Consider the following 26723-nt stretch of genomic DNA (forward strand, 5'->3'; position numbering starts at 1 on the left):
TCATGCTTTTGAAAGATAAAGAAACTGTTCAGAAAATGTTCAGATGCTCATGGTAGGGTAGGGGCCAAAGGGCACAAAAAAACACGGACATCATTGTCCGTGTTCATTAACCATCCGTTATGAGGTAACCTTAGTCGTACGACATCTCGTATTTGGTAAGCCCAACCGCATTGGCATATAATGCCGCCTGCGTCCGGTCCGCTACCTGAAGCTTCGCCAGAATCTGGCTGACATGCTTCTTGACTGTGAATTCACTGATGAACAAGCGGGAAGCGATCTCCCGGTTGCAGGCCCCCTGTCCAAGCTCAATCAACACTTCCTTCTCTTTCGGTGTCAATTCATCCGTTGGACTGTTGCCGCTCATCCGCATTTTGTCTTCCATCAGGCCGGGATCATAATACTTTCTGCCTTTGTGCACCAGTTGAATCGCAAACAGCAATTCCTCCGGCAAAGCTTCCTTCAGCACGTAACCGTCTACCAGCACTTCTTCCGCCTTCAGGAAATCCTCCCGGCTTGCGGAGGACGTAAGCAGAATGAACTTACTGGCAATTCCGCGTATACGGGCTGCCTTGATAATGTCCAGACCCGATTCATCGGCAAGCTTCAGGTCAATCAGCACAAGATCAGGCTGTATCTCTTCTATAACGAGAAGAGCTTCCTGGCCATTCGTAGCCTCACCGGCAAACTCCAGATTAGCCTGCATTGAAATCACAGCAGCCAATCCTCTTCTCACCAAAGGGTGATCATCAACAATGACGATTTTCACTTGAACGACCTCCTGCCTAAAGTTTATGCATTTTTTAGTTCAGCCACACCGACAGGGATTGAGATCAAAATTCTGGTACCTGCATTCTCACTGCTGGACAACTGGAAGTCACCGCCAAGGGACTGTGCCAAATATTGCATATTCTTCATTCCCAGTCCGCCGGTGTTATCCTCGGACTCGGTCCAGATCAAGTCCGTATCAAATCCGACGCCATCGTCGATAATCGATAGTCTGATCCATTTGGGCTTCAGGGACAATTCAACATCCACCCGGCTGGCCGCACCATGACGTATGGCGTTGCCTGTCGCTTCGGAGATAATCCGGAAGAGCGCCTTGTGGTAAGGATAAGGGAGACTGAAATCATCCCCCGTTATTTTTAGTTCAATTTCCACATCATTGAGCCGGGACAGGCTCTTGAGATGGGAGCGGACCATACCAAGCCAGCTGGGGCCGCCGCTCTTCTTGGAGCTGAGGCTGTAGATGGTGATCCTGAGTTCCTTGGCCACCTTGGTGGCTGAATCGTGGATCAGCTCAATTTGCTCCTCCAGCTCGCCTTCGGACATTTTGCGCCAGGACTGCTTCAGGGAATGCGTAGCATATACAATGCCAAAAAGGCTCTGTGATACACTGTCATGCATTTCATCGGCTATCCGGTTCTGTTCGTTCGTGATGATCAGCCGGTTCTCGATCACGCCCAGCTCATGGCGCTCAAGAATAATCGCACTCAGCTCCGACAGGAACATCAGCTGCTGGATATACCATCTGCGGCCTTCCAGCCCTTCCGAGGATTCCAGCCTCACGCCGATCATCCCCACGAAACGTGTACTCATCCTTACCGGCATCAGCAGGAAATCCCCAAGACCCGGCAGACTCTTGAATACCGGTTCCCGCTGCAGCCTCCATTCATGCTCATGCTTCTCCAGCTCCATGAACAGAAACCGTTCTTCCTCATGCTGCCAGCCCGTCTGCCGGCTCTCCGGAGCGGGTTCTCCGCTCTTCTTCGCGAACCAGAACAAGGCCTTCTCCAGCTTGGTAAGCTTTACAACGTAGTCGGTGATGACTTGGCCTATGTTCATGAAATCATGCTGGCTCGATGTTTCCACGATGTGATAAAGCGACTTGATATGTTCCATGGTATCGTTGGTCCGCGCGTTTGCTTCCTCCCGTTGCCGCTTTATCCCGTTAACCATTTGCATAACTATAACCGCAAGAGCCAGGGCTAGAAACATGTTGCCGTTCGTAAGCACGATTTCGGAGAAAGATTTCCCCGTAGATCCGGGGAGAAAATAACATAGCGCGGCAACGATGCCGAAATACCCGAGAAGCAGGCTCCAGACAAAATAGTATGATAGCGATCCAGCAGCAATCAGGACGGGACTCAGCACATACAGCTTAAACGGGCTGTCATATCCCCCTGTAAATAGCGTCAACACAATGATTCCCGCCAGCTCTATACAGATAACGAGCATAAGAATACGCGGTCTTGCACGAAGCCTCCGGTAATAGAAAGTGAATACTTGAGCAAATAAGAATAGCACAATGATTAGTAGGGATTTGTATATTACGGAAGGCCCCGCAGGAACCATGAGGAACATAAACGATGTGAGGGACAAAGAAATGGTTCTGTAAAAGGCGATCATTCTGTCTTCGGCTGTTGCTTTAATTTTCATCCCACCACCCTATTCTCCAGTTTGTGGAAAATTCGAGCTTATTCTAAGCTATGTTTAAAAGCATCATACATGAGAAAAATCACAATAACAAGTTTCGCTTTTTAATGACAGCGTTTACTTTTAAAATAAAAAGCATGTCATTAACCTTTTTTTACAAAATCGCACTCAGTTATATCCATAATTCCAAATAATAGCGCATTCATGGTCTAACAACCATTTCCTGCACAAGACAAACAGCCTGTCCCTCTGGAGGGACAGGCTGTTCGTTATATAATATTCACAACCGTCATGATCATTCTGTCGTCTGCAGTCTACTCAGTCACCGCCGGCAAGGCTGTTTGCTGCTTGGCTTTATTACATATGCAAATCTGGTAACGCTGTTCGCCAACGATATGATACCCGGTGGACAGAATACGTAAGGTATGGTTTCTTGCGTCCACCTTATGGAGACTGCGGCAACTGATGCAGTAATATTCTCTCATGGCTTCATCTCCGGCATAGTCTAGAAGAACTATTCAAAAAACTGTTAATATGTTCTAAATCATATCACTGTCTTTTTCTGCATGTCAACAATAATCTGCAAATTACGACATATATCCAGAAATAAAGTAGAATAATGTCGGTTTTTATACGTTGCTGCGGCAGTTCTGCGGAGAATTACCCATATATTTCTTAAACAGCCTTGAGAAATAGAAGGAATCCCTATAATGAAGCATTCCCGCGATTTCCTGTACCTGCAGGGAAGTATTGAGCAGAAGATGTTTGGCTTCTGCCATTTTGAGACGGTGGATATATTCATGCAAGGGATAACCGCTGCTTCTGCGAACCGTACGACGGAGTGTGGACATGGAGATATGCAGACCTGCAGCGATTCCAGGCAGATCAGGCTCCTCATAGATGCAGGCATTCAGCGCTTCGCGGATATGAGACATGGGTTCTGCCTGCAGGAGCCGGTTATTGCCCTGAATACGCAGTGAACACTCCAGCAGCATCTCTTCGAGCTTCAAGGCCGCCCGGTCCGCATCTCCGGGAGCCCCGCCGTCCATTAGCCCCAGAACCTCTTCAAACAAGGCCGTAAGTCCCTGCACCCCATCCGCCTGACAGACAGCCCCTCCAGCTATCATTCCGGTCTCCAGCCATTCCGTGACACGGCTTCCGGCGAAATTAATATAGTATTCATCCCAATACCCTCCTGAAGGCGGTCCGAAACTGTAGGTGCAGCCGGGACGGAAAAAGAACAGGCTCCCTTCGCGGACCTGCTGCTCCTTGCCTCCGTTCTCACTATAAGAACCGCCACCCGAAACTATGTATACGAGCGCCCAGTGCTCGAACACCACACCTGAACGAAAGAGCGTTCTTCCCGGCAGATGACCCGCTTGCCCTATCCGTATCGACTTCAGCCGGAGCCTGGAAGCTTCTACCTTGGGATCGATAATCCGGATCGGATAGGGACTGATCATATAATCCATGAGCTTGGGCATACATTGCATTCCTCCACCTGTTTAGGAGTGATATGGTTGTAATGAAGATGATCATATTCTACATGAATAAGAGGTGTCCACGCTATGCCTGAAAACAGTAATTTACAGCTGCTCCCTTACCCCCAGCAGGTCACAGTATCCCAAGGCCAGTATCTCATTCCCGCCAAGGGGAGTATTGTTCTGGCCGGTGAGAGGAATCAAACCGCACTCCCGGCAGCACGCAAGCTTCAACAGGTTACTCTACAGGCGGTTCAGCTCCGTCTGTCTCTGTCGGTGGGGATACGCCCTTCCACCGTTTCCTCCTTTACCTTCAGCTATAATGCCCTGCTGGCGGCCGGAGCCTACGAGATTCACATTGATGAACACGGAATCACCATTGCCTATGGCTCCCCGGAAGGCGCTTATTATGCGGCCGGTACGCTGAAGCAGCTGCTGGAGCAGTATGGCAGAAGTATTCCCCAGCTGCTTATCCGTGATCAGCCGGACTTTGCCGCCAGAGGACTCATGATCGATATCAGCCGCAACAAAATCCCCAAGCTGGAAACCCTGTACCGGATCATTGATCTGATGTCCGATCTGAAGCTGAATCAGTTACAGCTATATATAGAAGGAGTTCCATTTGCCTATGAGTCTTTCCCGCAGGTCTGGGAGCTGGAAACGCCCATTACCGGGGAGGAAATTCTGCTGCTGGATGCCTACTGCCGTGAGTGTTATATCGAGCTGGTGCCTAACCAGAACAGCTTCGGCCATATGGAGGGCTGGCTGACCCGTCCTGAATTCAATAGTCTGGCCGAAATTCCCGAAGGCTTCATGCTCCCTGATCATATGTATGACAGCGATCTGTATCCCGACGGGCTGTTTATGCATCCCGGAACCTTCGATACGGAAGATCCGCAAGTACTGAAGCTTCTGGGCACAATGTATGATGACCTTCTTCCTTACTTCCATTCGCAGCTATTCAATGTCGGATGTGACGAGACCTATGAACTGGGACTTGGCAAAAGCAAAGCGAAGGCTGACTCCACCGGTAAAGGCGAGCTCTATCTCTCTTTCCTGGAGAAAATCCACGGGCTCGTTACGGAGCGCGGTAAAACCATGCAGTTCTGGGGTGATATCATTATCCAGCATCCGGAGCTGATTCCCCGCCTGCCGAAGGATATTATCGCCATGGAATGGGGCTACAGCGCCGCTCATCCGTTCGAAGCGGATACCCTGAAGTTCCGTGAAGCGGAGATTCCGTTCTATGTCTGTCCGGGAACCAGCTCCTGGAATTCACTTACCGGACGGACCGACAATATGCTGGCTAATCTGCGCAGTGCGGCAGTCCACGGCAAACGTAACGGTGCGATCGGCTACCTGATTACAGACTGGGGCGATTTCGGCCACTGGCAGCATCTGCCGGTCAGCTACGCCGGATTCGTATACGGGGCTGCACTGGCCTGGAATGTGGAGGGCAACCTTGAAGCGGATGTTGCCGAATACCTGAACACCTCCATCTTCCAAGACCGCTCCGGAGCCATCGGGCAATTACTGCTCGATCTCGGAAATTATTATACCTTCGAATCCGGAACCCTCCGCCCGAATGATACAGAAATGTCCATGCTGCTGCGCAGCAGTCTGGATCATGTGCATCTGGCAGAGAAGCTGACTGGAGAGCAGCTTCAGCAGCTTGAGCATTACATCACCGGCATAGAAGCAAAGCTTGAAGGGCTCGCCCTGGAATGCGATGATGCCGGTCTTGTCGCAGAAGAGCTAAGCAACGGGATTCACTTTGTGAAGCATGCCGTGCAGCTGACCCGGCTTAAGAAACAGATGGCCGGGGCAACGCCGCAGATTGATGCGGCACTCGTTCAGGAGCTGATCCATGATCTGGATCTCCTGCTACATCATTACCGGCAGCTATGGACCCGGCGCAACCGGCTCGGCGGCCTGGAGCAAAGTGTGTCGAAGCTGGTCCGCCTGCGCGGAGAGTATGTTGCGCTTGCAGCCAAGCTCAGTGAGGCTGAAGTACAAGGATAGAGCTAGTCCCAGGACTATACACGCGCTTAGTGTGATCAGAAGAGGTAAGCGCAAAAAAATGTTGTAAGAATTACAACTTTAACCTCCTGATAGGCGGGCTTTTAGAGGAATGTTGTATGGAATACAACAATTCCCCCGCTAAGCCGGTTGGAAGAGGAGAAATGCTGTATTTTCTCCAACAATCTCCGGTTAAGGGTTATATATCTCGAAGAATGTTGTATTTCGTGCAGGAATTCTGATCGAAGTTGTACTGGAATGCGGTACCCAACCATTCATGATCTCTAAACAAACGAGTCCCTATCCACAATAGTGGAATTGGGACTCGTTTTTACTACATCCGGCACTTCCCTGATCCTGCTCCGCTCTTCCCTCCTCCACCCGCCAGTTGGTCACTCGGCCGCCCAAGGCTGAGTAGTAGAGAGGACAATCTCACCGCTTGCCGCAGCCTGCTCCATCAGCAGCGCCAGATATTGATCCTGGCTACCCTCGGCCAGGCTGTAGAATGAAGGGCCTCCCTCTACGTGCCGCTGCATTCTGTCCAGACTCTCGGCGATAGCAATTTCTTCCTCCGTTAGCCGGGCAGGAATGAAGGGATTGCGGTACAGCCACTCCCCGTCCCCCATAATCCCCCTGAGATATAAGCCCTCCAGGTTCCCGCCGTGGCCGGCATCGATCCGGCGCAGCTTGCTGTAGACTGGAGTGTCATAGCTCTGCAGCCAGGAGACTTCATCGTTCATCATCTCTCCACGTTCCCCCCGGACGAGCACGCGGCCAGCGCGAATCCAGGAGAAATACTGGTCACGGGTGAAATCATAGACCCCCAGCTTGCCGCCGAAATCCAGGATAGCCAGCGTTTGCTCGGTCTGCACCAGCTCCTCGGCAGCCGGAGGCCCGCTGCGCTGCGGACCGTTAATAATAGAAGAACCGAAACGCTGTGCACGGATACTCACGTTCTCGAAGCGGAGATCCAGCAGCTGCCGGATCAGGCTTATCCCGTGATATCCATGGGCCGCTGACACCTGCGCCTGACTGATTGTCCCGAGGCGTCCTGAGCGGGCCAGCCTGATCCGGGCTGCATGCATCGGCTGGAACATATACTGCTCGGCTATCTGGATAACGGCTGAACGGTCCAGCGCATTCCATAGCTGAGTGAGCTGTTCCAGATCCGGTGCCGGCGGAGTTTCCGCCAGGAGCGGAATCCCTTCCGCCGCCATTCTAATGATGTAGTCTTTACTGGCCTCCCGCTTCAGGCAGATAACAGCAAAGGAATAGCCGCCTGCTTCAATAAACGTATCGATGGAAGTATATACTTCCACTCCCCAGATTCTCTTCAATGCTTCCGCTTTATCCTTATTACGGACGTACATGGCCCCTACGGCAAAGCGCTCCGGAAGTGCTCTGGCGATCCGCAGATAGAATTCAGCCCGCCAGCCTCCCCCCACCAGTCCGAACCTGATAATATCCATGCTTAACATCCTTCCTTTCTGCACTGCTCACATAGTGTTATTCCGTTGCTCCAGCCTTCTCCCGGCCTGTAATCTCTGCGGTTAAATAGTCCGTTAGACCCCCAGGGACTTCATTTCCAAAATTGGATTGAAATAGGCTGAATCTAGGACTATAATCATGACAAATACCCACTTTTTTCCTAATAGTAGAAGAACAATACATTGTTGACAGGAGACAAGCCTATGGATTGGCTTCATGATTACGAGGACGAGCTCCGCCTGGTTTTTCAGGAGAGCTGCACGGTTATCTCAGCGTTTCCCGAACCGCTTAATGCCCAAGGCCTGTCCTATCTTGATCAGTTTAACGTATTTAGGGCAGGAAGCCACAAAAATTACATATGTTATCTTCTCCCCTTCTGGCTGCAGGACAGATGCGGCCTGAGTATCCCCCTGACCCGTCAAATGTCGGTCGGCAACGTCTTTTTTATGCTTTATTTTTTCCTCCAGGATGATCTGATGGACAGTAATGAGCTCTCCGCTGTACAGGCACTGCCGCTGGCCAATCTGCTCTATGTCGAGTTTCTGAATATTTACCGTCCGCTTTTCCCGGCGGATTCCCCGTTCTGGTCATACTTTGGGCGTTATATCTCGGAGTGGGCAGACAGTGTAAGCGGTGAAGCCGGCGGAGATTATTTCCTGAGGGACCGCCTCCGTATCTCCCACAAAGCTAGTCCGCTTAAGCTTACCAGCACGGCGGCACTGCTGCTCTCAGACCAATCCCACCTGATAACTGAAGCTGAAGAGATGATTCACGGCGTACTGCTGACCTTGCAGATGCTTGATGACTATGAGGATTGGGAACAGGATTTGGAGGAGGGAAATTACAATTGCCTGCTGTCGCTGGCACGCTGCCATGGGGAGGATGAAGGAGTACCGCTCACTAAATCATCGGTGAAGGATTTTATTTTCACAAATGGCGGACTTGCTTCGTATGCGGGGACAGCTCTGGTTAATCACAGCACACTGGAAGCCTTCACGCTGGAGCTTCCCCATCTGTTATCCTTCCATCAGGTGCTGGTGAAGAACCTGCAGCATATGGCCGCAGCGATCGAAGCCGAGAAGCAATTATTGCAAAGCGGAGGGCTCAATTATTGGTTAACCAAAAATATGAATATTTTATAAAATATATAAAAAAGCAATAGAATTATAGATTGGCCTATGTTATGCTTATCAGGAAAATATAACCATTTTGAAAGGGTGATTGTATTGTCAGACGCAATTCTTAAGAATCAAGTGATTCAGAAGGCCTGGGAAGATCCGAGTTTCAAACAGAGACTACTCACAGATCCGAAAGCAGCCCTCAAAGAAGTGCTCGGCATTACCCTTCCTGATAACATTACACTTAAGACAGTAGAGGAAGGCTCCAATGAGTTCTATCTCGTTATTCCTCCAAGTCCGGCCTCCGGAATGATGAAGACTAATGTCTCTGCGCTCGGCATCTGGTAACTTTCACTAATGAAATCAAGCTAATAGGGAGTTGGAATCATCCGGACCTTCTGCACGCGGCAGAATGGTGATGGATTCGGTTCCGGCTCCTTTTTTGCTCATGAAGCGGATTTCCCCCTCCATCGCCTCGATAATACGGAAAGTAACCATCAGTCCAAGACCCGTACCTTTTGTTTTGTTGGAAGAGAAATACGGTTCACCCAGACGGCTGAGGACCGCAGGCTCCATCCCCGCCCCGTTATCCTTAATATGAATGTATACTTTATCCCCTTTACCATAGGCCAGCAGATGGATCGCGCCGTCTTCTCCCAGTGATTCGATACTATTCTTGATAATATTGATCAGCGCCTGCTTGAATTTGGACGAGTTGCCCTTAACCCATAAGCAATCCTCAACATCCAGAATCATTTTGCCTCCATTTAAATGGCACAGCGGCAAGAGTATGCTCTGGATATGCTTGAATTCTTCGTTCACGTTAAGCAGGGAAATCTGCTCAAACTCCGGTTTGGCAAAGGTCAGGAAATCCGTGATAATACTTGCTGCACGGTCCAGTTCACTGAGAGCCATGAACAGATATCTCCGCTCATCGCCGTTCGACTTCTCGCTGAGCAGCTGGAGGAACCCCCGGGTAACCTGAAGCGGGTTGCGCACCTCATGGGCTACAGACGCTGCCAGCTCGCTGATAATCTCCATTTTCTCCGAACGCTGCAGTTCATTGTTGAACAGCTCCAGCTCTCGCGAATATTTCACCACCTGCTGATGATTCTGCGCCAGCCGCCGGCCCAGGATGACAATCAGCGACAGGATGAATACAACCAGCGCCCATTTCCAGTAGAATAGGTCATAATTTCCGCCCTTAACATAATACCAGACCAGCTCCGAGGCTCCGGTTAATGCTGCAGTACCGAAACCAATGGCGAAAATGATGGCATCCTTATTGCGCTTCAGGGAGAATATGATCACGCAGGCGATTAGCAGAATGAATTGCAGGATCATGATGATCCCAAGAATCTTAGTCGAGACAAAATAGTAGAATTCCAAAATCCGGTCGCCGGAGAGCGTATTAATAATCAGACAAAGGATGCAAAAAAGGGAGTAAACGGACTCGAATTTGCGGAATGAGCGGATGATGCCGAATTTGCCGCCGCCGAATATTTTCTCAAACAGAAAGGTCAGGGAAGGCAACAGCGACAATAGCGCCACGTCAAAGAACACCACGCTGACCGGTCCCAGATAACTGTAGAAGGTATATGTAAACGGTGAGTAGGTAATAGACAGCACTCCGGTGGAGGCTATCACTATGGCTAAGGAAGCTGCAACCGGGAAGTACTCCTTGTTCAGATAAAATGAGCAGACAAACAGGACCACCGCCACGAACACAAAGGCGCCGCCCAGGATCACATCGATAAGTCCATTTTTAATATAATCCTTGATCAGAACACTATGCTCACCGACCACGATCTTATCCTTGATTCCAATCCGGTCCTTCAGGGTTTCCGTCCAGATATACATCGTCTTGCCGTTGTCCGTCATATCCAGAGGCACAAGCAGCGAATAATTATCCTTAATAAAGCTGTAGTCGCTCTCAAAAATCAGACGCTCTTCCACGTACACTTTGACATGCAGGGCATAGATCGCATCAATATAGACGGAAGGGGCTGCGTAGCTATATGAGGGCAGTGTTAGCTTCGTCCAGGCGGAGGATACCCCGGAAGGCAGCTGAGGCATCTCTGTCTTCGCTTCAACTTCCATCCATCCCTCCGTTTCCCTCAGAGGAATCTTACGCCCGCTGTCTCCCGGACCCTCCTGCCACTTCATCTGCCAATGGCTGATCTCGCTGGCAGGGTAGTAACTTTGCGCTGATACCAGAAACGGTCCACAGGTTACTGAGAGCAGAAACAGCACTAAGGTTATATGTAAACTTTTGAACATCAAAGACATGCAAGCACCTCAGAAGAAAGTTTCAGAAACAAAGTTCTGTTAGTGTTAGTATTTCGCTCCGCCCTCCGCCCATCCCTTCAAAAAAACGGAATAAACAAAAATAATTCCTAATTATTACCTGAGGCTGGTAATTTAACAATAACCTCTGTCCCCTCACCCTTCCTGCTCAGAAACTCTATGGAACCGTTCATCGCTTCAATAATCCGGAAGGTAACCATGAGTCCAAGCCCCGTTCCCTTCGTCTTATTGGAATAATACGGCTCCCCCAGCCGGGCCAGCTCGCTGACCTTCATGCCTTCGCCGTTATCCTGCACACTGATGACCACATGACTGCCTGTCTTCCAGGCGGTTACTATAATCAGGCCTTCCTCCTGCAATGACTCAATGCTGTTCTTAATCAGGTTAATGAATGCCTGCTTGAATTTGGCCGGGCTGCCCGACACTTGAAGATCCTCCTGCAGATGCAGTTCAATGGCTCCACCCTGCAGATTGGCGAGGGGCACCAGAATGCCTGACACATGCTTCAGCTCTCCGGAGACTTCAAATACATCTACCGTATCCATACCGGGCTTAGCGAACGTCAAAAAGTCGGTAATGATGACCGAGGCTCTGTCCAGCTCCTCCATGGCCATCTGCAGATACTCCTTCTCCTTCTTGCCGGAGCGTTCTCCCAGAATCTGCAGGAAACCGCGGGTTACCTGCAGGGGATTCCGTACCTCGTGGGCAACCGAGGCTGCGAGTTCACTGATAATCTCCATTTTCTCCGACCGCTGCAGATCATTATTGAATTTCTCCAGTTCCCTGGAGTATTCCAAAGCCTGCTCATGACTCCCCGCAAACCGTCTTCCCAGAATAACAATCAGGGAAATAACGAACAGAACCATTCCCCATTTCCACCAATACAGATGATACCTCTCTGAAGAGAAATAATAGATCAGCAGCTCACTCAGGGACAGGAAGGCAAACACAGAGAACCCCATCGAGAAAATCACAGCATCTTTATTGCCCCTGAGGGCATAAGTCAGCGACATATACAGCAAATAAACAAACTGCGCCATAATCAGCACACCTGTCACATTGATGGTCAGGAAGGAGTACAGGTAGTCGAGCCGGAATGAGAGCACGGCATTCAGTGCAAGCGCACCCAGGCAGAACAAGGAGTAAGCCAGCTGGAAATTGCGCAGCCGGGTGGTATATCCCCGCTTGCCGGGTCCAAATAATTGTTCAAAGTAGATCGTAAACGCCGGCAGAAGTGTGAAGAGTGCCAGATCGAAGCAGATTCCCGTAAGCCGCTCCTGGCTGTTCACGATCAGCCGCAGGAACGGAGAATACGTAATCAGCAGCACGCCAAAGGATATAATGACCAGAATCAGAAATAATCCGCCCGAGAAAAATTCCGGTTTAAGGAACAACAGACAGATCATCAGCGCTCCGCCCATAAATATCAGCGCCGCTCCAATGACAATATCCACCAGATCCTGCTTAACATAGAAGGACAGCAGCTTGTCATAGCTGCCTACCCTGACCTTTCCCCCGATGCCGAAATCCTTGCCGCCGCCGGCACTCCATAGATACAGCTGCTTGGCACTGTCCTCCCCGGATAGCGGAATTAGCACCTTGTTGCCGCTGTAATTGATCACCTCACTGGAATCATAGATAAGCCGGCGGTCTATATATGCCTTAAGGCTGTCGCCGTATACTTTGTCGATCAGGAGTGCTGAATTCGCCTCTGTCCGCGGCAAAGAAAACCGCAGCCAGACTGAATCCGCACCTACAGGCGGTTGCGGCCTGTCTGCCCGCGCCTGTACAGTCCGCCACTCCCCGGAAGGAGCAGCCATCGCCTCCTGAATATCATGTAGAGCTGCATGTTCCCATTTAAGCTGCCATGCCGGAAGGGCTACTTCCTTATGTCCGCCCCATTCCATGGCAATGCCAACCGGGATTATGGCAATTACGAGCAGCAGCATAATTAGTGCGGCTGCTGTTTTGGTTGAAGGCAACTTCATTGTGGCACCCCAGTGAATCCTTAGTTGTATTTACGTAGTTCATATGATTCTTATTTTCGACAACGTTCGCACTATACCTGCCTTATCCTGCAAAAAACCTCGAAAAATAGAAGGATAAGTTAGCTTGTGAAGCCTATGCATTCTTATATTTACGCGTTAATTGCGGTTATTCCACGGGTGGAATGAATATATTAACAGAATGGCTGCCCGGCTGCCGAACAGATTCGCCGCCGGTTTAAAGGGTATACAATTACTATAGGTAAAGGAGGCTCGCGATGGACACTCATAAGAAACCTGCTGATGGTGAAGAACAAGACCGTGAGGACCTGATTACCGAGCGGGATATTGATGAAGAGTCCGGACTGTTCCAGGAAGGCACCTATCCCGGCGCACTTCCGGACAAGGATCAGAAAGCTGCGGTTAATCATGCTGTCCCCAAAGTGGGGCAGACTTAAAATAAAGGGAGCTGAACAGCAATGGGCAATGAATTCAATAAGACCGAAGCTGACTTTGTGTACGAGCGTTATACCAAAATGGGCGGCATTTCCCCGGAACAGGATATTCCGCTGGAAGAATTGCGTCCGCTCGGCACCATTACCGAACAAAGTCCAAGTGATGAAGTGGACACCGCCGGGAACCGGCCGCTTGAATCTGCTCTGGCCAGCCACGATCCCGCTAATTTCACACCCATAGATTTCGACGGTGTGGTGGACGACGGTTCCGATCCGGCACTGGTCGGCGATAATATTCTGGCTGCCGACATCGGACTGAATGTGCCGGATTCCGGGCTGGGCCCGCGTGCAGACCGGAACCCCCCTCCGCCAGGGACTCCGGCGCCGGAACGGGACGAGCTCCTGGAATCGGATGCACTGTACGCTGCCGGCGCGGCAGGCCTGACCGGCAATGTAATTGATTATGCGGATGAGGAAGAGCTGCTGGAGGAAGAGGAAGAGCTTCCGCTGGAGGATATTCCGGATGCCGACGATATTGATCCCGGCAGCGCGATCGACCCGGTCTCCCCGGACCCCGACGCAATGCCCGGAACCGATGTGCTGAACGGCTCGAGCGGCGAAGAGGACTAAGCGGCATAACCGTATTGACATTTGAACGAAATAAACTTACTATAATGGCATTCAATACGGCGATGGAGTTCGCCATAACCGTCCTTCGGGACTAATGACTCCTACCAGTGATCACTTGCTGGTAGGAGTCTGTTTATTTTCAGGGAGCAGACTCGGGATATGGGGGCATAGCAGGATGAAGAGGAAGTATGCATGGTGGGTGGAGCTTGCAGCACGGCAGAGCCAGCTCGCTCTTTGGAGTACATTTGTGAAATGGGTGGTGCTGGGGGGAATGGTGGGACTATTGTCGGGGAGTGCCTCGGCTATTTTCCTGAAAAGCCTGGAAGCCGTGACCAAGGTCCGGCTGGAGCATGCCTGGCTGCTGTTCCTGCTTCCTGTGGGGGGAGCTCTGGTGAGCGGTATGTATATGCGGTTCGGCAAAACCAGCGCAAAGGGCAACAATCTGATTCTGGAGCAGATTCAGCAGGGAGATGAAGCGATTCCGCTGCGGATGGCGCCTCTGGTCCTTATCGGGACACTCATTACCCATCTCTTCGGAGGTTCTGCCGGGCGTGAGGGAACGGCTGTGCAAATGGGCGGCAGTCTGGCCGATGCGCTGGGAAGACGGCTCCGGATCAACTCCCTGGACCGCAAAATTCTGCTCATGTGCGGAATCAGCGGAGGTTTCAGCTCGATCTTCGGGACCCCGCTGGCCGGAACGGTCTTCGGTCTGGAGGTTATCGCCATCGGCCTGATCAGCCACAAGGCCCTGCTGCCCTGTTTCGTTGCCAGCTTCACCGGTGATCTTGTCGCTTCCCGCTTGTGGGGTGTGCACCATATCCACTATCAGGTGGATGTTGTCCCCGGAATGGATGCGCTGGTGCTGGTCAAAGTAATTGCCGCGTCCATTGTGTTCGGTCTGGTCAGCCTGCTGTTCAGCGAGCTTACCCATTATCTGAAGCGGACCTTCACCGCCCTAATCCGTAACCCTATGCTCAAAAGCGCCACCGGCGGTCTTATCGTTATCGCCCTGGTGTACATTGCCGGTACACGGGATTATCTGGGCCTCGGGATTCCGCTAATCAGCGGTTCATTTACGGGGGATGTCCATCCTTTCGCCTTTCTGTGGAAGCTGGTCTTCACAGCCTTCACCCTAGGGACTGGTTTTCAGGGCGGCGAGGTGACCCCGCTCTTTGCCATCGGAGCTACTCTGGGGAATAGTCTGGCCGGCTTACTTCATCTCTATGGACCTTTCCTGGCTTCGCTCGGCTTCATCGCCGTTTTCTGCGGAGCGGTCAATACACCGATCGCCTGCTTCATTATGGGCATTGAGCTGTTTGGCTCCGGCGGAGCGGTATACATGTTCATCGCCTGCGTAATCAGCTATCTGTTCTCCGGACACAGCGGCATCTACAGTTCCCAGCTCATCGGCATCTCCAAAAGCGCACTGCTCCCTGTTCCTGAAGGGACGACGCTGGCCGCCGTCAAAGAGCTTCACAAGTAGAAACAGCGGCAGTTACTTCTCAAGGTGTCACCTGGATTCCCGCGTGCGCGGCATTCACCTTCGATTCCAGCTTGTGGGTCTTCACGAGTACAGCCGCTACAAGCAGCATGACGCCGTTAATGACAAATACCCAGCGGATCGGCAGGAAGGCTCCGAGCAGACCGCCGATAATCGGTCCCGCCATCGTTGCCAGCTGGCTGGCCGCCTGATTCAGCCCGAAGGCCCGTCCGCGAAATCCCGGTTCAATGACCTGGACTATCATCGCGTTAACGGAAGGAAGCACACCGGCATAGAAGAGGCCGTAGGCAAACCGCAGAATAGCAAACTCTACATAACCTGATACAAAATACTGCAGAATATTCCCGATCCCTCCGCCAATCAGACCGATGAAGAGAATAAAGCCATAGCCTTTGCGGCTGCCGATTCTTCCCCACTGCGGTGCCATAATTACGGTAGCGATGCCGACTGCCGAGAAAACGATTCCGGAGCTAAGCGAGGCGCTGCTGCGTGAAATCCCCATGTCCAGCAGATAGATCGGCAGCAGCGGCTCCAGAATCATGACGGAGAAGGTACTGATGCCCGCAAGCAGAAGCAGGGTGATAAATGCCCGGTTCTGGCCGGCTTCCCGGATATCATCACTTACCCTGGAACGCGGGGCAGAACGGTCGAAGTTCTCTTCCTTGGCGAAGAAGGTAGCGATCAGCGCGGAGACCAGCACAATAACAGCCGAGAACAGGAACGCAACACGGTTGCTGGAATAATAGCTGACTACGCCGCCGATGAGCGGCCCGATGATGCTGCCGGTGGCTCCGGCTGTAGACATGATGCTAAGCGCATAGCCTGTCTTATCCTCCGGTGTGTTGGTCGCTACCATAGCAATTGCTGCCGGAACGAACCCTGCGAGCAGTCCCTGCAGAATCCGCACGACTAAGAATACATAAGGATCATGCACGAAGAAATTAATCAGATACAGGGCCGCCAGGCTGAAGCCCGAACGGATAAGCATTGGCTTGCGGCCGTATTTGTCGGCAAGTGAACCCCAGTAAGGCGAGATTAGCGCGCTGGCCAGAAACGTAATGCCGAAGCTGACCCCAGACCATATCTCCAAATGGCTTGTAACACCTAACTGGTCGCTAAGAAAAATTGAGAGGAACGGAATCGAGATCGAATATGCCGTACTGCAAAAGAAAACCCCTACCCAGAGCACGATCAGGTTCCGCTTCCATGAAAAACTCATGCTGTACACATCCCTTCAGCGTTTTTTTGGAAGCACTTCTCCCATTCTACCCCTCTTTGAAGAATGTGCCAATCCCGGCCGGAGGGGCAGGCTTTGCATGAAGCGGGACAAAGAAGGTATGATACTAGGGAGACTGCACCTATTATTCAAAGATAAAAGGAGAGATTTGTACCGTGAAGCTTACTACTAGAAAACCCGTCATCCTGCTGGCGGCGATGTGTCTGATGCTCGTGATTCTGGCGGGCTGCGGCAACAAGCCTATGAACAATAATGCTGCTGCCGGAAACGGAAATAGTACTACCGCCGGCAGCGAGGCTACTACGGCGCCACAGGATAATGCTGCTGCAGCTACGGAAGGCGTACCTTCAGCCACGGCCAGCCATCCGGTAGTTACAATTGAAATGGATAACGGCGCCATTATTAAGGCTGAGCTGTATCCCGAGGTTGCCCCCAACACGGTCAACAACTTCATTTCGCTGATCCAGAAGGGCTTCTATGACGGAACCATCTTCCACCGGGTTATTCCCGGCTTCATGATTCAGGGCGGCGACCCTGACGGTACAGGTATGGGCGGTCCGGACTACAGTATCGCCGGAGAGTTCTCCGCCAATGGATTCACCAATAATCTGCTGCATACAGAAGGCGTTCTATCCATGGCCAGAAGCCAGGATGTGAATTCGGGAGGCTCGCAGTTCTTCATTATGGCCGCCGCGTATCCGAGCCTTGACGGCAGCTATGCCGCTTTCGGCAAGGTTACCGAAGGACTGGAAGCCGTCCAGGATATCGTCAATCTGCCGCGTGATGCTAATGACCGCCCTGAACAGCCGCCGGTGATGAAGAAGGTAACGGTCGATACTCTCGGCGTAACCTATCCGGAGCCGCAAAAGGTGCAATAACCGCTATTTATCCCGTACCCCGCTGCCGCCCTTCCAGCAGCGGAATTGCAAAGCAAGAGCCATCCTCCGGTTACGGACGATGGCTCTTGGTCTGTCTTACGTATTCTTAAATCATGCGGCGGATTATTGGAAATGAGTATTCTTCGTTCTCCACTGCTCCAGCTTAATTCTTACCCAGAAGCTGTAGATGCCGAGCGTTATTAATGACAGCAGGAACCACTTGATCCATTGTCCGAACAAGCTTACGGCACTGCCGTCAAACCGCAGACGCTGCCCGTTAACTACGGTATGCTCCACCTTCCAGCGGTAGATCATCACCACAGACCAAGGATAGCAAATTCCGAGGGTACACACCGTAACCAGCCAGCCTGCCAGGCACCAGCCAATATACTCGATAAGTGTCCCGTCAAAGTACGACTCCCTGCTTCCGTAATTCATTGCCGCATTCATATTCACCGCTGCCATGTGTCTCCACCTTTCAATCCTGCAAGATCTTTCCTGGTTCTATTTTCCTTATTATCCAAGCCGGCTACTGCTACATTTCTCACTATTCTGCATGAAATAGCAAACGAATTGTCGAATGATCTGCTATACAGCCTAAGAAACGGCCCTGTTCACCACCGATTAGCGGAACAGAGCCGTTCATGTACAGATTCAACGCAACCCGGATTATGCAGCGGGATCACCGCTCCCGCCCCGGCTGCTCACCTTATCTTCTGCTAAGGGCATGCTGCCCGTTGCGCAGGAAGGTACTGCGGCTGTTACGCAGCAGCGAGATCCGCTCCTCTGCGAGCTGATCCGCTGCAGCGTAAGCTGGAATTCCGCTCAGCTGGGAGATTTCCAGCACGCGGGTGATGCTGTCGTAGATTTTGGCGATTTGCTTGAACGCCCGTTCCTTGTTATAGCCGTTCAGCTCGTCGGCGATATTGATTACGCCGCCGGCATTAATGACATAGTCCGGGGCGTAGACAATCCCCATCTCATGCAGGGCATCCCCGTGGCGCGGTTCTTTAAGCTGATTGTTAGCGGCTCCCGCCACAACCTTGGCTCTCAGCAGCGGCAGGGATTCATCATTAATGGTGGCACCGAGTGCGCACGGCGCGTAGATGTCACAATCCGCCTGAATAATCTCGCCCGGGTCCACCGCTGTAGCCCCGTAAGCCTCTACTGCCCGGCTGACAGCCTCTTTATTAATATCTGTGACGATCAGGCGTGCCCCCTCCTCGTGAAGGTATTTGCACAGCGTGAAGGATACATTGCCGACACCCTGCACGGCAACGGTTCTGCCGTTCAGTGAATCACTGCCGAATGCCGCCTTGGCCGCTGCCTTCATTCCCCGGTATACCCCGAAAGCTGTAGCCGGTGAAGGGTTGCCGGATGAACCGTAGGTAGCCGAGATGCCGGTGACGAAATCCGTCTCCTGATGGATGATGTCCATATCCTCTTCCGTAGTGCCTACATCCTCGGCTGTAATATAACGGCCGTTCAAGCCCTGTATGTATCTGCCGAAGGCGCGGAACATCGCCTCATTTTTATCTTTTTTGGGATCCCCGATAATCACCGTCTTGCCGCCGCCCAGATTCAGCCCGGCAACTGCATTCTTATACGTCATGCCCTTGGCCAGCCGGAGCGCGTCCACAACCGCCTCTTCCTCTGTAGCATAGGTCCACATTCTCGTTCCACCCAGTGCGGGACCCAGTGTTGTGTCATGAATAGCAATGATTGCCTTCAAGCCTGATGCCTTATCCTGACAAAACAGCACTTCCTCGTAGTCGTCCCGCTCCATTGCAGCAAACAATTCCATTAGCTTCATTTCTCCTGTCTCCACTTTATGTACATGTTACGTTTCATAACAAAGCTAGACCTTTCAGGACATGTTGTCAATATCTTTTGTCCCATTTTCAGCTTTTTTCAGCAAAATCCAGCAATCAACAGACATCAACCTCACGCGAAGCGTTAGAGAGTCAGATTGATGTCTTTGCAGCTTTATTCCCAGTATTGGTCCGGCCGGTATTCGATCTCGGATTGCACAGCTATCGTCAGACGGCCCGTGGCCGCATCATATACTACAGGATGATCACCTACGTAATACCAGTGCTTAATCACCGGCCCGCCAGCCGGTTCCTCGAAACGGAATACATTCAGCTCAGCCTTGAGTTCAGCAACTGCCGCACCCTTATCAGCCGGAACTCCGGTTAGGGTAATCACGGTTAGCCCGCCCTGCTCATCAAAGGTATAGCCTATGCCATCTGTACTGCTGATCAGCATACGCCCTGTTACGGAATGCTTCACCAGTACTCTTTCCTGCTCTGCCATCAAGGATTCCTCCTCCACATTTAGGTTTAAGCCTTATTTAAGGCAGATCAATCAGCATGACAAGCATATCCCCGTCTGCCTGCAGCTCCAAATGGCTCACCCCTTCAATCCGGGCAGAATCTCCCGGCTTCAGCACAGCGTCCCCGTTCAGCGTAATTTGTCCGCCGATTAAATAGACGAAGATCCGCCGGCCCGGCTCCTGCCGGAAATCAAGCAGCCCGCCAGCCTGCGCTCTGCCCAGATAGATGGTCATATCCTGGGCAATGCCGACGACCTCCGCCGAGGCTTCAGCTGCCACTACCGGAAGCAGTCTTCCATCCAGCTTCGCCGGATCGAAGCGTCCTGTCGCATAGGAAGGAGCCGTTCCCCGGGTACGCGGCATGAACCACAGCTGCAGCAGCCGCACCGGCTCGCTGTCAGAAGGGTTATGCTCTGTATGAATAGCGCCCGTTCCGGCTGACATCCGCTGAATGCCGCCAAAAGAAGTCTCCGCCACATTGCCCAGGTTATCCTCATGGCGCAGCACGCCGGACAGCACAATGGAGACGATCTCCATATCACTGTGCGGGTGGGCACCAAAGCCTCTTCCCGGAGAGATGGTATCGTCGTTGCAGACCCGCATCGGGCCGAAGGCTGTATTGTCAGGATCATAGAAATCGCCGAACGAGAAGACATGACTGCCCTTCAGCCAGCCGTGATCGAACCGGTGTGCAGACTCTGCAGGATATACTGTAATCATTGTGATCTCCTCCTAAAGGCTGTTATGGTCTGTCTTAATGAATTTCAGGGTCTTCCATACCTTCAGTGTAGCAGAAAGCTCCGCAAACAAGAAGAAACGGGCACCGGCCCTTGGGGCGGCATCCGTTTCTTCAGAAGACAGCAGGTTCAGTAATATAGTGTGAAGCTTAATCCTTCAGAATTAGGCCTGAAAAGCGTTCCATTGCGCAACTGCTTCCAGCGGAAGTCTGGCTGTCGGCCGTCCCTCTACAGCTGCCTTGCCCAGTGCAATGAGCATCACCGGCACATAACGCTCAGTAATCCCGAACAGCGCCTTGAAGCTGTCGTGCACGAATCCGCCCATAGGCACGGTATCATAACCTCTCGCCTTGGCTGCCAACATAAGCTGCATGGAGATCAGCCCTCCGTCGATCAGCGCAATCTCCTTCAGCTTCTCAGCAGGCATGCCCGAATAGCCGTCATAGCTTCTTTTGGCCATAGCCGCACCTATTTCCGCTGTGACATAACCGGCTGCTTCTGCGTACTGATAGATGGTCTCCGCGTTGCGGTAAGCCTCCAGATCGCCAAGCACGGCTATCGTTGCTGAGGATTCGGTAATCTGTGCCTGGTTATGGGCGATCGGCAGGAGCTGCGCCTTCACGTCCGGGTCGGTAATAACAATGAACCGCCAAGGCTGCAGATTGGACGAAGACGGGGCAAGAATCGCCTCTTCGAGGATCTCCTTAATCTCCGCATCGGATATTGTCCAGGATGGATCGTATTTCCGCACAGAATGCCTATCGCGAATCACCTTGCCGAATTCCTGTTCTACCTTTAGTTCTGCTGACATACGCTCATCCTCCTCTTCCTCTTCCTGATCCAAATAAGCACTTCATCAACCGCTGTATTCTAGCGCCAGCGTTTAACTGTATAATATTACGCACAGTATAATTCAAAAAAAAGCACCCTGTCAATCTTCCGTTTTGCGCACCATATCGGCCAGCGTATAACGTTCCAGAACTCTTAGCGCACTCTGGTCCAGCTCGTCCAGCAATTCACCATAGGCTACCTTCATTTGTGTCCCCAATGCATTTACACATATTGTATCACTATGACCATTATCGCGTCCTTCTCCTGCCTCCATAGCCTGATAAATCTCAGCAAGCGTCAACTCTTCCGGCGCCCGGTTAAGCAGATATCCTCCGTCACGCCCCTCGCGGGTTACCAGAATCTGCTCACGGGTCAGATTAGCCATAAGGCGCCTCAACAGTGTGGCTTCAGACGACAGCAATCCGGCGATTTCGCAGCTGGAACAGGTACTACCTTTTTTCGCGAGAATCACCAATGCCTGCAGCACAAGACCAAACGACTTATATTGGGGAGCTCCGCTGTTTCGTGTTTTTGCCATATTCCCCGCTCCTCCTTCATGATGAAGACCTTAAGTGGTCGATATCTGCAGTTCGGAAACGATGAACCATTTCTTGGATGCAGTGTCTTTCAAATAGACCTGGATCGTATAGCTGCCCTTCTCCGTGAAGGTGTAATTATACGCCGCCGACTTGAACCAGAAGCTCTCCTTCTTCTCCGTAATCTGCTGATTGTCCACGGTATCCGTTTTGCCGGCCGGGTCAGTAATTGTTATTTTCAAATCGGAAACATCCGTTTTCAGCTGATCCACCTGCACCAGGGTGTAGAACGTGCTGCTGGATGCGGTTCTTACTTTGCCGAAAATGGTACCCTTTTCATCAAGCAGCACCGTGTTCACATTGGGCTTATAGATACGGACCGTCCCCGCCGACTCGTCCAGAGACAGGATCGCATGCATATTGTCAGGAAGCTGGTCCAGCGGCACATAGGTCTGGCCTTCCGATGATATCCCCGGCTGCTTTTGAAGCACGTTATTTATGTATACAGAGAGATCCGTTTTGCCCGCAGCAGCATACAGCAAAGTTCCTCCTGAGATAATCATCAGTCCAAGTGTGGACACCGCCAGCTTACGTATCTTCCCCATCATTCCCGTCCCCCTCAAATATTCCTATGCTGATTATACCCGCCAAACCGGAAGGAGTTGCTGTCAATTGTAAAATAAAACCGGTTGCTTCATCCTGTTAAGAATGCTGCAGCCGGTTTTATGTAAAATTATGGATTATTCACTGTTCCGGATGAGTTCCGGGCGTGCCTGTTACAGCTTGGCAATCGTTTCGGTCAGCACCGGTACGATCTGCGATTTGCGGGAAACTACACCCTTCAGCACAGCTTTGTTGTCGTCCAGCTTCACATTGTAAGCCTGCTCCACAGCACCTGCCACGCGGCCCAGAGCCAGTCCAACCGAATCGTTGTTCAGGATATCGGTAACTACGAACAGGAACAGATCAAGTCCCTTGTCGTCGATAATCGCGGTAAGGGCTGTTTCCAGCTCCGCCTGCTTGGAGAGCACATCGTTCACATCTACCGCATTGACCTGGGCGATCTCCACTTTGTATTCACCCATTTTGAATTCCTTGGCATCCAGGGAGATCAGCTGGGCAATACTCTTGTCGCTTAAGTCCGCACCCGCTTTGAGCATGGCAAGGCCATAGCTGTCAGCGTCTACACCAGCAATGTCAGCCAGCTCACGGGCAGCGGCAACATCTTCATCTGTGCAGGTCGGCGATTTGAACAGCAGGGAGTCGGAAATGATAGCGGAGAGCATCAGACCGGCGATGTCCTTCGGAATGGCTACACCATTCTCTTTGTACAGCTTGTTCAGGATTGTTGCAGTGCAGCCTACCGGCTCTGCACGATAGTACAGCGGATGAGCGGTTTCAAAGTTGGCAATCCGGTGATGGTCGATAACTTCAACCACACGGACCTGATCGATATCATTCGCACTTTGCTGGCGTTCGTTATGGTCAACGAGAATAACCTGCTTCGCTTCAGCGGCAACATTCTCCACGTGGCGCGGTGCCGGAACCCCGAAGTGATCAAGCGCATATTGGGTTTCGCCGCTGACTTCTCCCAGCCGGACCGGCTCGGCATCCCAGCCCAGTTCCTTCTTGAGTGCTGCATAAGCAATTGCTGAACAGATGGTATCTGTATCCGGGTTTTTGTGTCCAAAGATCAAAGTTTTTGTCATTTCCAATCTCCTTACTTTGTTTTTTGTGAGAATAATATACCATACATTGATAGAGCCTTGCCAGAATGAACAGATGCCCGGTCCCGGATTAAGGGCGGGAGCGCTCCCGGGCTGGCCGGTGCTGCGGAATTCCCGGCTTCGTCTTGGGTAATGCTTCAGGCACATCCCCTCCGCTTAGCGGTTCATTGTCCGAGAACAAATCCGGATTGTCCGCCAGCATGCGGCTCAGGATATCCGTGGTATCCACGGTTCCGCAGATCATGACTCCGGCATCCCCGAAGCTCCCCCGGCGCAGAGCGCCGCCTTCCTCCAGCACAGGCTCCACTTTCCAGAAATGCTGCGACCAGGACAGCCCGGAATGTCTGCGTGAAGGAACAGCGATTTCCTCCCCTTCAGGTGTCACAGTGTAGAGCAGTTCATGCCCGTCCGTCATTCTGCCGGGGATATCCACCCACTCTTCAATGCCATGGATGAAAGTATTCCTCCGCAGATCCACACCCAGCAGCATAATCTCTGCCTTGCGGTCCAGCAGCTTACCGTAGACCGAGCCTCGCGCGCAGGGCGTATCCCAGCGCTGGTCTCCGGCAGTGAAGGCCGCCGCGTCCGCTCCAAGCGCAGCTACAGAGTGGGTCGGATGCCAGGAGCGCATCACACCCGGCCGCTTACGGAACAGCTCCGGCAGGATGCCGACACAGACGGGTGACTCCAGAACAGAGAACCTCGGGTTCGCCCCGTTAATATATGACCAGGTATGTGCCGGCAGGACAAGCAGCCCTTCCTTCATATATTCGGAGAGCGCATTCAGAACGGTGTCTGCCCCTCCTTCTACTTCACCGATGCTTTTATAGGAGGAATGGACCAGCAGCGTTCCGCGCGGATCGATTCGCAGGTTCTCCAGCTGCCGTAGCAGACTTGATTGGGTATGCATGTTTACCCCCGCTTTCTTGGATACTATATAGGATTATAAAATACATCTTGCATTTATTCTTACTAACTATTAAAATTATAGTAACTTAAAAATACTCATTAAGTATCCAGCACGTTCAAATACATCCGCTTAAGGTCACAAAATTATAGCTGCTGCTTACGAAGCGGCAAAACTTTATTAGGAGGTCTTCCCATGAGTTTAACATTAAAAGGGCTTCATCATGTATCCGCCATTACAGCCAAAGCACCGGAAAACTACAAATTCTATACAGAAGTGCTCGGACTCCGCCTGATCAAAAAAACAGTAAACCAGGATGATGTCTCTGTCTATCACCTGTTCTATGGTGATGAGACCGGGAATCCGGGTACGGAGCTCACCTTCTTCGAGCTGCCGAACGCCGGACGCAACCGCGACGGCAACAACAGCATCTCTGCACTTTCACTCCGTGTACCAAGTGATGATGCGCTGCTCTTCTGGACCCAGCGGTTCACGGTGTTTGGTGTAGAGCACGATGAGATTACCGAACGCGGCGGCCGCAAGACGCTGGCCTTCACCGACCACGAGGGACAGCGCCTCATCCTCGTCTCAGATGAGCATAATCAGGGCATGGCCGGTGGCAAGCCCTGGGACAAGAGCCCCGTACCGGCGGAATATGCCATTGTTGGACTGGGCCCGGCACATCTCACAGTGGAGACAGCTGAACATACGGCACTGATTCTGGAAGATCTGCTCGGCTTCCGCCGCGCAGGCACTTATCCTTCGCCGGTAACCGGACAGCCGGATGTCATCGTGTTCGAGACCGGAGAAGGCGGGTCCGGCACCGAGATTCATCTGGAGGAACGCAAGGATCTGCCGCAGGAGCGCCTCGGACGGGGCGGTGTACACCATGTCGCCTTCCGCGTGGATAACGAAGAAGAGCTCAAGCTGTGGATCGAACGTATCCGCACCGTGCAGCTGCCCAATTCCGGATTCGTCGACCGCTTCTACTTCCGCTCCCTGTATTTCCGCGAGCCGAATGGAATTCTGTTCGAGCTGGCTACGGATGGACCGGGATTCGCCACCGATGAAGAGGTGGAGCATCTCGGGGAATCACTGGCCCTGCCGCCGTTCCTGGAGTCGAAACGTGCACAGATCGAAGCCCATTTGAAGCCGCTGGATACCCGGCAGCAGGCTTAAGGCTTCTGCCCGGCTGGCGGGCACAGCATCTATCCTTCTTAGAGGACCCACGGACAGTGGACAATCAGGGTCTCCGGGTGCAGAAGTCCGTGTACCAGGCACCTCCTGAATCTGCAGCATCCCAGCAAAAACTCCGGGCCGACAAGCGGTCCGGAGTTTTGAGTCTGTATACGGCTGTATGACGGCATTCTTACTCCGTCAGCTCTCTGACCAGGTAACGGTGAAGATATTGAAGCCCGGCCGGGCAGTCGAAGCTTTACCAGTGATCGATACCGGGCTTGTACCACCGAGTCTGCCGGTAATTTTGACCGTGCTGGCGGATACGGTCTCAGAGGCATTATCGAGCCGCTTAATCCGCACATATTCACTGTATACGAATCCCATCATGTCCAGCGTTTCCTGCGTGGAGTAGCTGAAGGCTACCTTTTTCACGCCGTTAGCATCCGTATCAAGGGTAGTCGCAATCAGGGCATCGGCCGGAATCGGGAAATCCTTCGGCAGATTAACCGGCCGGGCAGTACCCTCTACCGGAGCTGTAGTCCCGCCGCCGGCGGAGGTTCCCGGTGAAGGGGCAACCTCGCTGCCGGTACCGATCCGCACTTTATAATTCGCGGCATCATAAGTTATCGGCACATCCAGCGCATCCGCGATCGAACGGATGGGCAGGTAAGTGGTTCCTTCGTAGGTGATTGGCGTTAGAGTTTTGCCGTTGCCGTCCTTCAGCCAGTAAGGAGTGCCATCCACCACAATCCCGAGACTGTGGTTGAGATAGGCTTTGATCTGCTGCAGCTTGGCGCCTGCATAGACTCCTGCCGAGCCGGTTACCGTAAGTCCGGTGACAACGGCGGCAATCAGCCATTTTTTATTCATAGTAATCCTCTCCCGTGTGTTGTTATCAATATAGGACGAATATAGCGTCCTTATATATTTAACACAGGG

The 26723-nt window shown here is 52.1% G+C and carries 25 protein-coding genes and 1 riboswitch; of the genes, 8 read left to right on the top strand and 17 right to left on the bottom strand.

Annotation, left to right across the window (positions count from 1 at the left end):
• Positions 1 to 130 precede the first annotated feature (130 nt).
• The 3 genes from NSQ73_RS27400 to NSQ73_RS27410 form a co-directional block, all read right to left on the bottom strand.
• Positions 131 to 766: a response regulator gene (locus tag NSQ73_RS27400; protein WP_042133942.1), complete on the bottom strand. Its 636-nt coding sequence runs from the start codon at positions 764 to 766 to the stop codon at positions 131 to 133.
• A gap of 23 nt (positions 767 to 789) precedes the next feature.
• Positions 790 to 2199, bottom strand: a complete 1410-nt coding sequence (locus NSQ73_RS27405) for a sensor histidine kinase (protein ID WP_231575289.1) — start codon at positions 2197 to 2199, stop codon at positions 790 to 792.
• Between the two features lie 863 nt (positions 2200 to 3062).
• Complete coding sequence (locus NSQ73_RS27410; protein WP_340989028.1) at positions 3063 to 3917, bottom strand: helix-turn-helix domain-containing protein; 855 nt, start codon at positions 3915 to 3917, stop codon at positions 3063 to 3065.
• A gap of 84 nt (positions 3918 to 4001) precedes the next feature.
• Between NSQ73_RS27410 and NSQ73_RS27415 the strand changes: the two genes are divergently transcribed.
• Positions 4002 to 5936, top strand: a complete 1935-nt coding sequence (locus tag NSQ73_RS27415) for a glycoside hydrolase family 20 zincin-like fold domain-containing protein (RefSeq protein ID WP_340989030.1) — start codon at positions 4002 to 4004, stop codon at positions 5934 to 5936.
• Between the two features lie 389 nt (positions 5937 to 6325).
• Here NSQ73_RS27415 and NSQ73_RS27420 read toward each other — a convergent pair whose 3' ends face one another.
• Positions 6326 to 7402 (bottom strand): Gfo/Idh/MocA family protein, encoded by a 1077-nt coding sequence (locus tag NSQ73_RS27420; RefSeq protein ID WP_340989032.1) that lies wholly within the window; start codon positions 7400 to 7402, stop codon positions 6326 to 6328.
• Between the two features lie 222 nt (positions 7403 to 7624).
• Between NSQ73_RS27420 and NSQ73_RS27425 the strand changes: the two genes are divergently transcribed.
• Both NSQ73_RS27425 and NSQ73_RS27430 read left to right on the top strand, forming a co-directional pair.
• Positions 7625 to 8563 carry a hypothetical protein gene (locus NSQ73_RS27425; RefSeq protein WP_340989034.1) on the top strand — a complete coding sequence of 313 codons (939 nt, stop codon included), beginning with the start codon at positions 7625 to 7627 and terminating at the stop codon, positions 8561 to 8563.
• An 84-nt stretch (positions 8564 to 8647) separates the two neighbouring features.
• Positions 8648 to 8887, top strand: a complete 240-nt coding sequence (locus tag NSQ73_RS27430; protein WP_039302970.1) for an NHLP leader peptide family RiPP precursor — start codon at positions 8648 to 8650, stop codon at positions 8885 to 8887.
• A 15-nt stretch (positions 8888 to 8902) separates the two neighbouring features.
• Here the strand turns inward: NSQ73_RS27430 and NSQ73_RS27435 are convergent, their stop codons facing one another.
• Both NSQ73_RS27435 and NSQ73_RS27440 read right to left on the bottom strand, forming a co-directional pair.
• Entirely contained in the window at positions 8903 to 10819 is a 1917-nt protein-coding gene (locus NSQ73_RS27435) for a HAMP domain-containing sensor histidine kinase (RefSeq protein WP_340989036.1), read from the bottom strand.
• Positions 10820 to 10935: 116 nt separating this feature from the next.
• Positions 10936 to 12834, bottom strand: coding sequence for an ATP-binding protein (locus NSQ73_RS27440; RefSeq protein WP_340989037.1), 1899 nt, complete (start codon positions 12832 to 12834; stop codon positions 10936 to 10938).
• Positions 12835 to 13109: 275 nt separating this feature from the next.
• Here NSQ73_RS27440 and NSQ73_RS27445 point away from each other — a divergent pair, with 275 nt between their 5' ends.
• The 3 genes from NSQ73_RS27445 to NSQ73_RS27455 all read left to right on the top strand — a co-directional run bounded on the left by NSQ73_RS27445 (position 13110) and on the right by NSQ73_RS27455 (position 15399).
• Positions 13110 to 13289, top strand: a complete 180-nt coding sequence (locus NSQ73_RS27445; RefSeq protein WP_340989038.1) for a hypothetical protein — start codon at positions 13110 to 13112, stop codon at positions 13287 to 13289.
• Between the two features lie 21 nt (positions 13290 to 13310).
• Positions 13311 to 13916 carry a hypothetical protein gene (locus NSQ73_RS27450; protein WP_052421682.1) on the top strand — a complete coding sequence of 202 codons (606 nt, stop codon included), beginning with the start codon at positions 13311 to 13313 and terminating at the stop codon, positions 13914 to 13916.
• A gap of 49 nt (positions 13917 to 13965) precedes the next feature.
• A riboswitch (Fluoride riboswitch) is annotated at positions 13966 to 14027 on the top strand.
• Positions 14028 to 14091: 64 nt separating this feature from the next.
• On the top strand, positions 14092 to 15399 hold the full coding sequence (locus NSQ73_RS27455; protein WP_340989039.1) for a voltage-gated chloride channel family protein: 1308 nt from the start codon (positions 14092 to 14094) through the stop codon (positions 15397 to 15399).
• A gap of 19 nt (positions 15400 to 15418) precedes the next feature.
• Here the strand turns inward: NSQ73_RS27455 and NSQ73_RS27460 are convergent, their stop codons facing one another.
• Positions 15419 to 16636, bottom strand: a complete 1218-nt coding sequence (locus tag NSQ73_RS27460; RefSeq protein WP_042133924.1) for an MFS transporter — start codon at positions 16634 to 16636, stop codon at positions 15419 to 15421.
• A gap of 173 nt (positions 16637 to 16809) precedes the next feature.
• On the opposite strand from NSQ73_RS27460, the gene NSQ73_RS27465 reads away from it, so the two are divergent.
• Entirely contained in the window at positions 16810 to 17532 is a 723-nt protein-coding gene (locus tag NSQ73_RS27465) for a peptidylprolyl isomerase (protein ID WP_340989041.1), read from the top strand.
• 123 nt (positions 17533 to 17655) lie between these two features.
• Here the strand turns inward: NSQ73_RS27465 and NSQ73_RS27470 are convergent, their stop codons facing one another.
• The 9 genes from NSQ73_RS27470 to NSQ73_RS27510 form a co-directional block, all read right to left on the bottom strand.
• Positions 17656 to 17997, bottom strand: a complete 342-nt coding sequence (locus NSQ73_RS27470; RefSeq protein WP_039302961.1) for a DUF898 family protein — start codon at positions 17995 to 17997, stop codon at positions 17656 to 17658.
• Positions 17998 to 18241: 244 nt separating this feature from the next.
• Complete coding sequence (locus NSQ73_RS27475) at positions 18242 to 19336, bottom strand: Leu/Phe/Val dehydrogenase (protein ID WP_336103552.1); 1095 nt, start codon at positions 19334 to 19336, stop codon at positions 18242 to 18244.
• Positions 19337 to 19518: 182 nt separating this feature from the next.
• Positions 19519 to 19848, bottom strand: a complete 330-nt coding sequence (locus NSQ73_RS27480) for a hypothetical protein (RefSeq protein ID WP_076247394.1) — start codon at positions 19846 to 19848, stop codon at positions 19519 to 19521.
• A 37-nt stretch (positions 19849 to 19885) separates the two neighbouring features.
• Positions 19886 to 20587: a pirin family protein gene (locus NSQ73_RS27485; protein WP_336103545.1), complete on the bottom strand. Its 702-nt coding sequence runs from the start codon at positions 20585 to 20587 to the stop codon at positions 19886 to 19888.
• Between the two features lie 180 nt (positions 20588 to 20767).
• Positions 20768 to 21415 (bottom strand): nitroreductase family protein, encoded by a 648-nt coding sequence (locus NSQ73_RS27490; RefSeq protein ID WP_340989043.1) that lies wholly within the window; start codon positions 21413 to 21415, stop codon positions 20768 to 20770.
• A gap of 120 nt (positions 21416 to 21535) precedes the next feature.
• The gene (locus NSQ73_RS27495; RefSeq protein WP_340989045.1) at positions 21536 to 21973 is read right to left on the bottom strand and encodes an RrF2 family transcriptional regulator; all 438 of its coding nucleotides are present in this window, start codon (positions 21971 to 21973) and stop codon (positions 21536 to 21538) included.
• 30 nt (positions 21974 to 22003) lie between these two features.
• On the bottom strand, positions 22004 to 22579 hold the full coding sequence (locus NSQ73_RS27500) for a hypothetical protein (RefSeq protein WP_336103547.1): 576 nt from the start codon (positions 22577 to 22579) through the stop codon (positions 22004 to 22006).
• Between the two features lie 168 nt (positions 22580 to 22747).
• Positions 22748 to 23680: a manganese-dependent inorganic pyrophosphatase gene (locus NSQ73_RS27505; protein ID WP_042133906.1), complete on the bottom strand. Its 933-nt coding sequence runs from the start codon at positions 23678 to 23680 to the stop codon at positions 22748 to 22750.
• Between the two features lie 88 nt (positions 23681 to 23768).
• Positions 23769 to 24608: an AAC(3) family N-acetyltransferase gene (locus NSQ73_RS27510; protein ID WP_340989046.1), complete on the bottom strand. Its 840-nt coding sequence runs from the start codon at positions 24606 to 24608 to the stop codon at positions 23769 to 23771.
• Between the two features lie 192 nt (positions 24609 to 24800).
• On the opposite strand from NSQ73_RS27510, the gene NSQ73_RS27515 reads away from it, so the two are divergent.
• Positions 24801 to 25784: a ring-cleaving dioxygenase gene (locus NSQ73_RS27515; RefSeq protein WP_340989047.1), complete on the top strand. Its 984-nt coding sequence runs from the start codon at positions 24801 to 24803 to the stop codon at positions 25782 to 25784.
• A 198-nt stretch (positions 25785 to 25982) separates the two neighbouring features.
• On the opposite strand, the gene NSQ73_RS27520 is transcribed toward NSQ73_RS27515, so the two are convergent.
• Positions 25983 to 26654 (bottom strand): stalk domain-containing protein, encoded by a 672-nt coding sequence (locus NSQ73_RS27520; protein WP_340989048.1) that lies wholly within the window; start codon positions 26652 to 26654, stop codon positions 25983 to 25985.
• Positions 26655 to 26723: the final 69 nt, after the last annotated feature.

The sequence above is a fragment of the Paenibacillus sp. FSL R10-2736 genome (assembly GCF_038000245.1).
In the GTDB taxonomy this organism is placed as follows: domain Bacteria; phylum Bacillota; class Bacilli; order Paenibacillales; family Paenibacillaceae; genus Paenibacillus_AQ; species Paenibacillus_AQ phytohabitans.